Genomic DNA, 14223 nt, shown 5'->3' with positions numbered 1-14223 from the left:
ACATCGCTGGCAAAACTTATGAGTCAGGGGGTTGGCAGCCTGACAATTTTCATGTGGACAGTAGAGCGTTGCCGCGTCATTTTCCATAGTTTTCCCACCGATCGGCGATTGGCAATTTCTTTAACAGCATTTGTAGGGACAATCTAGACCGCTCATCTTGCTTAAACTTGATATATCCAGACTTTAAATGATGATTTTAGCTGGCGATTATCAGCAGGTGCTAATACTTAACTTATCTAAAGAATATGCTCCCAAGTTAACCCTACAGCCTCATCATAGCTTCTATTGCTCTGTGACTCTCCATCACAAAAGCAACTAACTCCAACCTGTCACCAAAGCATAACTCAAGCATAACTGTGCTATTTGCTTTTGCTAAATTATTCCATGTTCAATAGGCAGATAATATTGGTATTTATCTAGTTTATAAGTAGGATAGCAATAATTAACTTTAATTAAGAATTAAGATATAGTAATCGGCTTTGAATTTTGAACTTAATTTGCATGACTAGGGAGCAAGGAATAGGGCGTCAGCCTTTTCGAGTTAAGAGCGAGTTTTTTAGTGCAATCAAATATAAGTAAGCTATTGGGCGTTTAAATTACAAAATCAGTTCTAAGTTGGTTGACTGCTGAGAGTTAACAATCAACAGTCAACAGGAGGCAGTGCGTTGCACGGGTTAAGAGGCTTGTTCGCGTAGCGTCTTTGACAAGAGAAGCAACTGGCTCTCAACACGAAAAAATGTGCTGCGTTAGATCCAAGGGCGGCTTAGTTCTCTACCTTATTGCTTGTCGTCAATTGCAACTTGGGGGATTCCCATGCTGTAGTTGGTAACACGCGCAGAGAGATTGTAGCTGATTTCACCCAGTTGCAGGAGCGATCGCAGATAATGCTCCAAGTCAGACCCGACGCGGCGTAAGTTATAGTCTGTGAGGTCTGCGCCACTAGATGCTTCTACTAGTTCATCAAATTTTCGATAAACCTTTTGCAGCGCATCTTCATTCCAGTTGAATTCGTTGTCTGGGTCAATATCTAACGTTAAAACTTGATCGCTCGAAACTAGTTCGCCATCTTGGTCAATTTCAGCCGCAAAAATGCGGATGTGCCGAGTTGTGGACTTGAGCAGCATCGGGTTATCCATAAAAAGGTGTAAGATTTGGGTGAATTACACTGAAATTATTGTAAACGCTTTATTCAAGCTTGAATGCTCTTAATTTACAAGCTTTCAGAGCAGTTTCAATACAGTATATTGAATTGACATAAGTAAAAATATTGTTTGTACTGATTACTGTTTGACTTGTTGTTAGTAGTTGAAGTTGCAATTAGCTACTAGTACTGACAGTACCTCATAATTTTCACACCACAATTAATGAGTAGAGAATTTTTCTTTAAGGAAGACAAACGTTGTCTGAGTAGTATGCTGTTGTTGCCTACTGCTAAGGTTTTTGTATTTATTAAGTCTAAAAGACACTAGGATAAGGTCTTTTGCTGGAATAATTTGATCTGTGTACATTTTTGTTCGAGAAGAAAAATTTTTACTTTAATAGCTATATTGCTCAATTTCTCATAAATTTACTCTGGAAAAAAAACGTACATCTAGTAATTTTACGGAATAACGCTAGACTGACCTCTGGCATTAATAAAAATCAAAAAAATCAGCGCTTTTACTTACGTACAAACACCAAAAATTAAGTAACAAGTCAAACTGTTATTGACGTTCAGATAAAGTTGATGTAAAAAGCTTTAAAAAGCTCGGACAACTTCTTACAGAAACTTTATTGTGTAGAATCTTAAAAACTGAATAATAGTTATGGCTTACCATAAGCTACATCTGGCACAGTGACATCAAAATCTAGACAATGAAAATTGAGCTTGAAAACAAAACACAGGAGAGTGAAATGGAATACATTGGTGTTTGATGAAGAAAAATTCTTAATTCAAGCACTTTGGATTCAAAAAAGATATAAAGAACTTTTTGCTGGACATCTACCTCCTTAACCTCATGACTACTAAGTAAAGGAATCTCAATAGCTATGAACTCCAAAGCATTACCACGCCAGATTAATAATCTCGAAGTAGGTGTTTATGAGTGCGAAATACATCTCAAATTTCGGTTGATTGAAGAAAAGAGTCTGTTGGGCGATCGCGAGCAACTCTTACAAGTGCTGCTCGATGCTTTGACCGAAGGTTCTGATGATTTTCTGGAGACGCTACAAGCGTCCGTTAAAGCGCAGGAAGTATCAGAGTTCAAAGCCTCACCTCAAATGCGACGCCAGCTAATGCGCTTGCGTAATGCTGCTGAAAACCCCCAAACTTAAAGGTGTAATTTAAATAGTGAAAAGTTGGGAATTAGGTATCAAATCAAATAGCGATCTCACACCTCCGTTGCCATAAAAACTAAGCAGTAAGTAGAATTAATCAAATAATTTTGATTTCTACATTTGTAAAAGTCTTTAGCAGCATGAAATCCCAGGAACAGTTTCCTTGATAAAAAAGTTTGTAGCAAAGGTTACTGGTAGAATCTCAAAGCAAATTCAGCCGGGTGCATTTTACTGAGTTAACATCAAAACATAGGGGCAAAAACAAAACCCTGTGTCTTTACAGATGGAGCGTTGGACAATAGGTGTAAATAAAATGAAAATCTAAAAGACCAAAGTAAAAATAAATAACCTTTCTTTTGGCTTTTTGCTTTAGCTTAAGTGTCCGATTTGCTGAAATACTTATGTTTTATCTCTTACTGGTAATAAGTTATGGTTTAGCAGCTAGTTACCTGTTACCAATTACACTTTAAGGAAGTGTGAGAAGATTATAAAAAAGCTTCTCACCCTTCCTTGACTACCCTTCCCTACACCCAATGTCTATTTAGCAAGACCGTGTTCTAGAGCAAAACGAACTAACTCTGTACGGCTATTGGTGCCGGTTTTACTAAACAAACGGCTAACATACTTTTCTACGTTGCGGACACTGGTTTCCAAACGACGGGCAATTTCTTTGTTCATTAACCCTTCAGCAACCAAGTTTAAAACACTTTGTTCTCTGGGGGTCAAATCAATTTTGAAAGGGGCTGGAGATTGGGAAATGGCATTTCTTTGAGTTAACAAGGCCTTGATTTGGGCAATCTGGTTGGCTAGTTCAGCAATATCAGGGGTTTCAGGGTCATCTGTTGTAGTTGCAGCTTTAGCAGTGCGGCGGGCGATCAAATTTTCGACTATGGCGACTAACTCATCTGGGTCGAAGGGTTTGGGAAGATAAGCATCAACACCAGCTTGATAGCCTTGGATGCGATCGCCTGTCATTCCTTTAGCGGTTAAAAATACTACTGGAAGTGCTTGAAAGCGGGGGTCTTCCCGCAGTTGTTTGAGGAACTGATACCCATCCACCTGGGGCATCATAACATCAGAAATGACTAAATCAGGTGTATTGAGTTGCATCCATTCCCAACCTTCGAGGGCGTTACTGGCGACTTGAACGCTGAAACCGCTCTCTTGCAAATAATCTTTCACGGCTTCCCGTATCCCTGGTTCATCATCCACCAGTAACAATTGTGCTGACATTGAAAATTTCCTTGAGTTTACCTTTTTCCAATTTAGCGAAAGTTGGCAAGCATTGAACAAAAGGATAGCAGGGAAGATACTGCCATCCTTTAGAGGGAATTCTTTAATTCAACTTCAACTGCGCCTAGTAGCCTTAATGAAGCTTTCTGTGCATCAGTTAACCCTCTGGCTTTGGTAATATTCATTCCTTCATAAGGTCGTGGGGCTTGAAGTGTTTTGCAGCATTCGCCAGTTTTGACATTCCACAATTTAATCGTTTCGTCGTGGCTTGCACTCCCAAGTATTTCACCGTTGGGACTAAACTTCACTGACCACACCCGATTTGTATGTCCTGTTAAAATTTTGAGACATTCTCCAGTATTTACGTCCCATATCCGCACTGTTTGGTCATCGCTAGATGTAGCAAGTAGCCAACCATCAGGGCTAAATGTCACAAAATAAACTCCGCTGGTATGCCCCTCTAGGGTTTTGATACATTCASCAGATGGTAGCCGATCGCTATTATTTGTTGTTAAATCCCACAATTTGATCGTACGGTCATCGCTGGCGGTAGCAGCAAATTTAGCATCAGGACTAAAAGCAATTGATAATACGCCATTGTCATGTCCTTTAAGAGTTATTAAACATAGACCTGTATTGGCATCCCAGATTTTGGCACTATAGTCTCCACTTGCACTTGCTAAAGTTTGACCATCAGGACTAAAAACACTAAACCAAATCCAGCCACTATGGCCGTGTAATGTTTTTAAACATTCACCTGTCTGCACATCCCACAATTTCAAACTGTGGTCAGCGCTACCAGTCAATAAAGTTTTGCTATCAGGACTAAAATTCACCGACCAAACCCAATTACTGTGTCCGTGCAAAGTTTTCAGACATTCACCTGTGCTAGCGTCCCATAAATTTACTACCGTACTGCCACTTGCTAAGGTCTTACCGTTAGGGCTAAAAGCAACCGATACAACTAAACTGGTGTGTCCGTGTAAGGTTTTGAAACACACACCTGCCTTCAAATCCCATAATCGCACCTGAGAGTCACTACTACCACTGACTAAGGTTTTGCCATCAGGACTAAAGGCAATTAATCGAAATCCATTCGTGTATCCTTTGAAAGTTCTTACACATTGCCCAGTCGCGGTATCCCATAGCTTAACGGTATGGTCCTCACTGCTGCTAGCGATCGTTCGCCCATCAGGACTAAAAGCAATTGACCAAACTTGACTAGTATGTCCTTGCAAAGTTTTCTTACAGATACCCGCAGCTAAATCCCACAACTTTACACTTTGGTCATAACTGCTACTGGCAAGGGTTTGACTGTCAGGGCTAAAAGCGATTGATTGCACAAAACAAGCATGTCCTTGCAAAGTATTAAGTAATTCCCACGTTCTGACGTTCCATAACTGAATAATATAGTCATCGCTTACACTGGCAAAAGTTTGACCATCGGGGCTAAAAGCAACAGCCTGCATAAAATTGCTTCGTCCTGGAAAAGTCTTGAGTAGCTCACCTGTATGTGCATTCCACAACCTAATATTGATATCATTTGCACTACTAGCTACTATTTGACCATCAGGACTGAAGGCGATCGAGTAGGGTTGAGCGCTATGTCCTCTAAAAGTTCTTAAAAGTTGACCGTTAGAGACATTCCATAATTTAACAGTGTATTCATCACTAATGCTTGCAAGTGATTGGCTATCCGGACTGAAGACCACATCAAATACCCAACTGTTATGCCCTTGAAATGTTTTTAAACAAATGCCTGTGTTGACATCCCATAGCTTGGCGCTTTTATCATCACTACCAGTAGCAAGCATTTGACCATTGGGACTAAAAGCTAGTGAAATAATCCAATGAGTGTGTGCATTCCATTTCAAAAGTAGTTTTCCGTCAGTTACTTGCCATATTTGAATGTCACCTGCAATACCACCAGTTGCTAAAACTTTTCCATCGGGACTAAATGCTACTTTCAAAATACTACCAAAAGTTTCTGTAAAAACTGACTTTGATAAATCAGCATTTTGAAAATTAATATGATTTAAAGTGATATTTTTCAGATATGCCTGCCAAACGGTAAGGTTTGAAAAATCTGCATTTGTTAAATTTGCCCTGATGTGGCGGAGTATGTTAAGAATATTTCCTCCAACATAGCCAGGTTGAATTTGGCAAGAATTTTGTAAATTTTTAATTATTTGATATAAATAATCTTCTAATGTATTTTCATTGAGAAAATATATTAATAGTTTATCGACCAATGGTTTTAAAAATAAGCATATTTGTGACTCTCGAATATAATCTTTAGCAGTTGCTTTAATTAGGGGATAAGAGTTCAAAATCGAAATTACATTTATGGCAATTTCATCAAATACAGCAGTACCTAGTTTTTCTGTAACGTATTCCATAACAACAGGTTGTTGCGTAAAGGTTACACTATGGTTAGCAACATGATAACTTGTTTCAATTAGTGACCTTCCTTTTAAAGACTCTAGTGATTGAATGAGTTCTCGTGTCGATATATGTGGTACAATATCCTCTTTTAATTCAGCTATAGAAACTGCTTCTCGATTAATTGCTAACCAGTATATCACTTGTTTTTCTAAAGGAGATAAGCGTTTATACTGTTGTTCTAAAAGTTCCCAAATATCACCAAAAACAGAGTTATCATACTCTAAAAATTGCAAAATATTTCCAGTAAATAATTCTTGGATTGTGTTGGCAACTATCCTTAAAGCTAATGGATTACCGTTATAACGTGCAGTTAGTAATTTCTCTTGTTCTAATGAAGCAGAAAAACCTTTATCTTGAAAAATTTCGTGTATATCTAAGTTACTTAATCCTGTAACCTTTAGAGAACGAATAGGTAAATATTTTCCCTCTTTCAATCCTAAGCATTTTGGTTTTTCACGGCTAGTTAGTAATAAGCAGCTTTGGTGCGATAGTTCAGCAATATACCGAAATAGCTGTCCATAGCTTTCATAACCTTCTCGATAATTTCCAGTAACTATACCACTAATGAAAACTGTTTCAACGTTATCTAAGATAATTAAACAGCGTGAAAGGCTTAAATATTTCATTAATAACGCTAGTAGTGCTTCGTTGTTGCTGAGTAAATTTGTTTCCTGCTGATGAGATAAAAATTTAATTAAGTCTGACAATATATTCTGTATAGGTGGTGCATTGCGTAGAGAACGCCAAAAAATATATTCAAATGCATGTTGGTTATCTTCTGCAACCTTAACTGCAAGCGTGGTTTTACCAATACCACCCATCCCTAGTAAGGTTATCAGCCGACAGCGATCGCCCACAATCCACTGGCTTAAGGTTTCTAATTCACTAGTACGTCCATAGAAGCGCGAAACGTCGGTTGCTTCTCCCCAATCGATATGAGGCGTTAAGCTTGAGGATATCTTCACGCGATTGTGCTGTTGTGCAACTCGCTTCAGGACACCGTGCAAATTATTTTTGGTAACTTTTTCACCCAAAGCTTGAGAAAGCGATCGCCATAGTTGCGAACCAACATCCTTGATGTGTCCTGGGTCGTATGTGGCTTGTTTGGCCATTTCTAAGTAAGTTTTTCCTTCCCAGGTGTAGCGAAATACAAGCTGTTGCGCTTTTGTTAAGCTTCCTCGTTCTAATAATTGCTCAACGAGTGCGATCGCTTCTTCAACCGTCATTTATTCCGTAGTAATACAGCTAACTACAATATTCTCACGAGCAACTTGATTTTTTCGCAAAAGTTTACGTAAATCTACCAAAAATACCCGACTTTTTTCCGACCTTTTCCGACCGCCAAAATTTATACCTGGCTGTAGAGTATTTAGAAAAGTAGTTTTAGGAAGAAGTCTGCACAATAATTAAACGCTTACAGGACTTACGCATTACTAAAGTATTCAGGTGTGTTTTTTTTAGTCAACTTAGAGAAATATTATTAACGTTATGTTTAATGGAAACGAGTCTGGTTTTGGTACAGAAATTGCTAATAATCTTGAAGTATCTCTACAAAGTGCTCACAGCAATCTGATCGCTGCCTCAAAAAGTGACGATTTTCTGCCTAAAATGGCATCAATCTTTGGTGGAAGTAGAGATTTAAATAGACTGCAAGCATTATCTTCTAGTTGGGCAATAGGTGATTTCAGCCAATTACCGACTATTGAGGTTCTACCAAGCAATTCGATGCATGGTGCAAATGGCGCATTTTCAGAAGTGACCCGCACAATTTATTTATCTTCAGACTATCTTTCCCAAGGTTTAAGCAATCCCGATCCGCTCACAGGCGGTATTACCGGGGTCTTATTAGAAGAGATTGGACACTTTGTAGATACCTTGATTAATCCAGGGAGTGATACTACTGGAGATGAGGGAGAATTATTCGCCGCAACTGTGATGGGATTACCTCTAAGTAATGCAGAGAAGCTGCTGATCAATTCAGAGGACGATCGTGGCTTCGTTACTATTAATGGTAAAGCGATCGCGGTTGAACAGTCATTCACAGATATAGCTCTTAATAGCCTGAGTCAAGCACCGAACCTGCGTGCAAGTGTCACGATTACTGAAACTCCCGTTATTACTATTGCCGCTACCGATGCCAATGCAGCCGAAACCGCTACAGGTGTAACTCCGAATCCGGGAACCTTCACCCTGACTCGCACTGGCAATTTAACTAAAGCCTTAACCGTTAATTACACCTTGGCAGGAACCGCTACCAAGGGTACAGACTACAGCAACTTAACTGGCATTGTCAGCTTTGCCGCTGGAGCCAGTACTGCGACTGTAAAAGTTACTCCAACCGATGACACCCTTGCTGAGAATAGTGAAACCGCCATTCTCACCTTAAAAACAGGGACAGGCTATACCCTGGGAACAACAACCACTGCTAGCGTCACCATTGCTGATAATGAAACTCCCGTTATTACTATTGCCGCTACCGATGCCAATGCAGCCGAAACCGCTACAGGTGTAACTCCGAATCCGGGAACCTTCACCCTGACTCGCATCGGCAATTTAACTAAAGCCTTAACTGTTAATTACACCTTGGCAGGAACCGCTACCAAGGGTACAGACTACAGCAACTTAACTGGCATTGTCAGCTTTGCCGCTGGAGCCAGTACTGCGACTGTAAAAGTTACTCCAACCGATGACACCCTTGCTGAGAATAGTGAAACCGCCATTCTCACCTTAAAAACAGGGACAGGTTATACCCTGGGAACAACAACCACTGCCATCGTCACCATTGCTGATAACGAAACCCCGGTGATTAGCGTGGCTGCTACCGATGCAAGTGCAGCGGAAACAATCAGTGGACAAACTGCAAATCCAGGAAGATTTACCCTAACTCGTACTGGGAATTTAACCCAAGCTCTGACAGTCAATTACACCTTACTAGGGACGGCAACAAAGGGAACAGATTATACAAACCTGACGGGAACGGTTAATTTTGCAGCGGGTTCGGCCACAGCAGTAGTAAATATCACGCCGATTGATGACAATCTTCTGGAAGCAAGTGAAACCGTTATTTTTACTATCACATCTGGTACAAATTATAAACTAGGTACAGCGATCGCTGGCACAGTTACGATTGATAATACAGATCCTACAAAACTGGCTGACTTTCTCTGGGATAAAGGGAAAACAGTCAGTGAAATCGGATTAAATCTCAAAAATCGAGGTTTCGATTTACCAACTATTGCTGATAGCGTCAAATGGGGAGTTACCAAAAGTGATGGAACTAATCTTAATTACACTGATGTAGCGAGCGCTCTTTGGAATAGTGGTCACATTATTGACGCGAGAAAACTAGCGGACTTGCTCTGGGATCGAGGAGCCAGCCAGCAACAAATTGGTCAGGCAATGAAATATCTTGGCTTGAGTTTAGAAACCATTGCTGATGGCGTTAAACGAGGTGTTACCAAGAGTGATGGAACTGGACTTAATGATATTGACGTAGCGATCGCCCTGTGGAATAGTGGCTATAGTGGTGCGGATGGTCTTAATCCAAGAAAACTCGCAGATTTGCTTTGGGATGTCGGTGCTAATCCAATAGCAATTGGTCAGGCGATGAAGTATCTTGGATTAAACTTACAAACTATTGCCGATGCCATAAATGATGGAGTTACCAAAAAAGATGGCACTCATCTTAATGTAATTAAGGGCGATGGAATTGTTCGTAATGACATTTCTGTAGGTTATATTTATGTAGCCGAAGCTTTGTGGAATAGTGGCTATGGTGGTGTGAATGGTCTTGATCCAAGAAAACTCGCAGATTTGCTTTGGGATGAAGGAGCTAGTCAACAACAAATAGGTCAAGCTTTCAATTATCTTGGCTTAAGTTTAGAAACTATTGCTAATAGTGTTAAATGGGGGGTTGTGAATCAGGATGGAACTTATACTCTTAATTTCAATGATGTAGCTGTAGCTATCTGGAATAGTGGTTACGGTTTAAACTCAAGGAAACTTGCAGATTTGCTGTGGGATGATGGAGCCAGTCAAGGAGAAATTGGTCAGGCATTCAGAGTGTTAGGCTTTAGCTTAGAAACAATTGCTGATAGCGTTAAATGGGGAGTTGTGAATCAGGATGGAACTTATACTTTTGGTTTCATCGATACAGCCTTAGCTATCTGGAATAGTGGTTACAGTCTTAATACGGGAGATCTTGCAGGATTTCTCTGGAATAAAGGAGCTAGTCAAGGAGATATTGGTAATGCATTGAGGTATCTTGGATTTAATTTGTCACAGATTGCTTATGCCATAAAGAATGCACCAGGTATTGGTTTTAATTATTTTGATGTAGCTGTAGGCCTATGGAATAGTGGTCTTCAGCCTACTAAAGAACAAATTGCGGCTACTCTGTGGAATCAAGGAGGAATTAGCCAAGGAGATATTGGTAATGCATTGAGGTATCTTGGATTTAATTTGTCACAGATTGCCGATGCCATAAAGAATGCACCAGGTATTGGTTTTAATTATATTGATGTAGCTTTAGCCCTATGGAATAGTGGTCTTAGGGTTAATGGCGGACAAATTGCGGCTACTCTGTGGAATCAAGGAGGAATTAGCCAAGGAGATATTGGTAATGCATTGAGGAATCTTGGATTTAATTTGTCAGAGATTGCCTATGCCATAAAGAATGCACCAGGTATTGGTTTTAATTATGTTGATGTAGCTGTAGCCCTATGGAATAGTGGTTTTAGGGTTAATGGCGAACAAATTGCGGCTACTCTGTGGAATCAAGGAGGAATTAGCCAAGGAGATATTGGTAATGCATTGAGGTCTCTTGGATTTAATTTGTCACAGATTGCCTATGCCATAAAGAATGCACCAGGTATTGGTTTTAATTATGTTGATGTAGCTGTAGCCCTATGGAATAGTGGTCTTCAGCCTACTGGCGAACAAATTGCGGCTACTCTGTGGAATCAAGGAGGAATTAGCCAAGGAGATATTGGTAATGCATTGAGGTCTCTTGGATTTAATTTGTCACAGATTGCCTATGCCATAAAATATGCACCAGGTATTGGTTTTAATTATGTTGATGTAGCTTTAGCCCTATGGAATAGTGGTCTTCAGCCTACTGGCGAACAAATTGCGGCTATTCTCTGGAATCAAGGAGGAACTAGCCAAGGAAATATTGGTCAAGCATTGAGGTCTCTTGGATTTGATTTGTCACAGATTGCCGATGCCATAAAATATGCACCAGGTATTGGTTTTGATTATATTGATGTAGCTTTAGCCCTATGGAATAGTGGTTTTAGGGTTAATGGCGGACAAATTGCGGCTATTCTCTGGAATCAAGGAGGAACTAGCCAAGGAGATATTGGTCAAGCATTGAGGTCTCTTGTATTCAGTAACGAAGAGATTGGTTATGCAGTAAAAAATGCACCAGGTATTGGTTTTAACTATAATGATGTCGCTCTAGCGCTACGGGATAGTGGTCTTCAGCCAAGTTATCAAACAATCGCTGTTATAGTGCATTCATTGGGAGCGTCCAGTAGTCAAGTATATGGGGCGCTCAAAGCCGCTGGGGCTAACGATTTTACAGCCGGGTATTATTACCTAACAACAGCGTGGGCAACCTTGGTAGACAAGGTTTTCGATGTTGCTGACAAGGCAGGTACGCAAGCCAAAGGAGTTTTTGATGATATTAAAGAATCTGTCGAAGATAGTCCTGTCACTAAAATTGTTCTGTCGCCATACACCCTTCCTACCTCAATCATTATCAGTACTGCCGAGGCTGTCAAAGCAGGAGATATTCAAGTCATAGTTAGTGGATTGGAAAAAGTTCCCTTTCTTGGTACTGCTGTGGGCGTGATAGCTGGGGTGATTGAAGCAGCTAAAGGGAATGAAAAAGGCGTTCTTAAGCAGTCAATCATTTCAGGCTTGGCTGTTTATGGGGCATCAAGCGCGATTACTCCCAAGATGGTAGATTTTGCGGTTGATATATTCTGGGAACTTAAAGACTTAAATTATCAAGGGGCTATTTCAGCATCTCTTCAAGACCTTGGGATGCAAAAAACAATAGCCGATCTTTTTGTCACTGTATCTTGGTCGGCGCTAGTTGATCCCAATTGGGAAAAGGTTATTAACGCTGCTTTAACTAAAGTTGGTTTTAATAATGCCAGTTCCCTCGTTAATATAGCATGGGATATTATTGACCAAAACTACAAAGAGGCGCTCAAAACTGGACTACAACTGGTAGGTTTTACCAACCTTGGGATTAATCAAGCTAAGGCGGATGCTTTTCTTAATCTGACTGCGGCAATTCGAGATGGAAATCCTAATAAAGCCGCAGACATTCTCATCGCCCTCTCTGGAAATAATCAACAGGTTATTCAGAGCAGTTGGATCAAGGATTTGAAAGATGGAAATCTAGCTAACGATCGTCAAGCTATTCAATTGGGACTCTCCAACTTAGGTTTTCAGGATGTCACGCAATGGGTAAATACCATTTGGTCTGTTAAGGATGGAAAATATCTTGATGCCGTATCTGGTGTTCTGACTCTAGGAAAGTTTGCACAAAGTCAAGATTGGGTAAAAATTATCGATAATTTGCAAAAGGAGAACTATGTAGATGCCTTATCCACTGCCTTTAAATTGGCTAAATTCCAAGATGGTCAATCTTTAGCTGATGCAGTCCTTGCAGTTAAAAAAGGAGATTATGTAACAGCATTTTATGAAAGCCTCAATTTAATTGAAGGCGGGCGTGATTTGGCTGATGCCTTCAAATACCTAATTGAATTCGATCTTCAGGAGTTTATAACCTCAATGATTCATGCTGCTCCTCTTCTGTTAAAAGTCTTAATTTAAGTTAGGAAAACAATCTGCTCATATTGGGGTTGGCCTGCGATATATACAAAAGTGTGATTCGTTCGCTCGAACATACATTCCACAGATATTAAAGCAGATTGAAGAATTATGAATTTGTAAAAACTAAAGCCTGAAATCTATGCCATACAATTATTTCAGGCTTTTTACAGTAAAATAATTTACTTAAGTCAAGAAAGAGAAAAATCATTAATGAGACAAAAGTGCTAGTTTCGCGCTGACAAGAGTGTTTGCTGTCTAGTAGCATGTAATACTTATGGATATTGTACAAATAGAATTGGAGCTATCTGGGCAAGCTTTTTAGTATTGTTACAGGCGAGCAATAATCTTGGCATTTTCTGGCAGTTTGGCGTCTCTTTGTCCAGCCGCACGCGCCCTAGCCGTGAACAAACCAATGGGAGTATTTAATAAATCTACCAAAGTCGCTTTACCTGCGATCGCCTTCATACTATCTCTTGGTACTTCTTTCAATAACCAACGTACCAAACGATAGCCGCATTCTTTAAGTGTAATATCTCGCATTAAATCTATACCATGCAGTTCGTGTAAATAGCGATTGGAGCGACCATAACGCCGCCATTGACTTTGCAGTTCCAAAAGTGTAGTGCGGTGGCGGTGCTGAACGATGGCATTGGGGGCAAATTCTAAACGTCCAATGTTTTCGGTCAAAATCCGCCAGCAAATGTCTGCATCGCCACCAGTGGTAAGATAAGGACGAAATAATCCTGCTTTTTCTAAGGCGATGCGGCGAATTGCCAAATTAGCAGTTTGTCCATAGGGACGAAAGCAATGGGCAAGGGTGTGTTTTTGCGACAGCGTTTCTTCGCGGTCTGCGTGTTGTTCTAACAAACTTTTGCCCGGTAGTGCCAAAATTTCCCCAGCAACAATTACCACTTCTAAGTTGACAAAAGGCTGAATTAATGAATTTATCCATTGGGATTGGGGACGGCAATCTGCATCAGTAAAAACTATAATTTCGCTAACAGCTTTGCGAATTCCAGTATTACGAGCAGCGTAGGAGCTTTGAATTTGATTTTCACTCAAGGGGCGAATTGTAATTGGGCTATTTTTGGCAGCTGTTTTGAGTAAACTGAGAGTGCGATCGCTACTGTTATTGTCCACCAATAAGTACTCTACCCGGTCTTGGGGATAAGTTTGAGATAATAAACAATCGAGCAAATCTGGTAAATCTGCCTCACCGTTATAAATAGGAACAACCACCGATACCATTGGCAAAAAGTTGGTATCGGTGGTTGCATCAACTGGCTGATAATTCATAAATTTGAGATTTTGGAGATGGAATTACTAGCTAGTATTCCCAATCCCAAATCGACAGAATGGGAACAAGGAGTCAGAATTCAG

General features: G+C 40.1%; 7 protein-coding genes. 3 read left to right on the top strand and 4 right to left on the bottom strand.

Annotation, left to right across the window (positions count from 1 at the left end; all coding sequences use genetic code 11):
• The first annotated feature begins 18 nt into the window (after positions 1-18).
• Positions 19-147, top strand: a complete 129-nt coding sequence (locus FCR06_RS34210; RefSeq protein ID WP_262984658.1) for a hypothetical protein — start codon at positions 19-21, stop codon at positions 145-147.
• A 629-nt stretch (positions 148-776) separates the two neighbouring features.
• Here the strand turns inward: FCR06_RS34210 and FCR06_RS07990 are convergent.
• Positions 777-1136 (bottom strand): NAD(P)H-quinone oxidoreductase subunit M, encoded by a 360-nt coding sequence (locus tag FCR06_RS07990; protein WP_138498348.1) that lies wholly within the window; start codon positions 1134-1136, stop codon positions 777-779.
• An 892-nt stretch (positions 1137-2028) separates the two neighbouring features.
• Here FCR06_RS07990 and FCR06_RS07985 point away from each other — a divergent pair.
• On the top strand, positions 2029-2313 hold the full coding sequence (locus tag FCR06_RS07985) for an Npun_R1517 family heterocyst differentiation transcriptional regulator (RefSeq protein WP_138498346.1): 285 nt from the start codon (positions 2029-2031) through the stop codon (positions 2311-2313).
• Between the two features lie 540 nt (positions 2314-2853).
• Here FCR06_RS07985 and FCR06_RS07980 read toward each other — a convergent pair.
• Together FCR06_RS07980 and FCR06_RS07975 are read right to left on the bottom strand one after the other, a co-directional pair.
• Entirely contained in the window at positions 2854-3549 is a 696-nt protein-coding gene (locus tag FCR06_RS07980) for a response regulator transcription factor (protein WP_138498344.1), read from the bottom strand.
• An 89-nt stretch (positions 3550-3638) separates the two neighbouring features.
• On the bottom strand, positions 3639-7220 hold the full coding sequence (locus FCR06_RS07975) for an NB-ARC domain-containing protein (RefSeq protein ID WP_138498342.1): 3582 nt from the start codon (positions 7218-7220) through the stop codon (positions 3639-3641).
• A gap of 262 nt (positions 7221-7482) precedes the next feature.
• On the opposite strand from FCR06_RS07975, the gene FCR06_RS07970 reads away from it, so the two are divergent.
• A complete protein-coding gene (locus tag FCR06_RS07970; RefSeq protein WP_138498340.1) occupies positions 7483-12843 on the top strand; it encodes a Calx-beta domain-containing protein in 5361 nt (1786 codons plus the stop codon).
• Positions 12844-13170: 327 nt separating this feature from the next.
• Here the strand turns inward: FCR06_RS07970 and FCR06_RS07965 are convergent, their stop codons facing one another.
• Positions 13171-14139: a glycosyltransferase gene (locus FCR06_RS07965; protein ID WP_138498338.1), complete on the bottom strand. Its 969-nt coding sequence runs from the start codon at positions 14137-14139 to the stop codon at positions 13171-13173.
• Between the last annotated feature and the right edge of the window lie 84 nt (positions 14140-14223).

This window comes from Nostoc sp. PA-18-2419 (genome assembly GCF_005869855.1).
Lineage (GTDB): Bacteria > Cyanobacteriota > Cyanobacteriia > Cyanobacteriales > Nostocaceae > Nostoc.
Note: the sequence above shows the minus strand (reverse complement) of the source record. Positions and strands in the feature narration are given on the sequence as shown.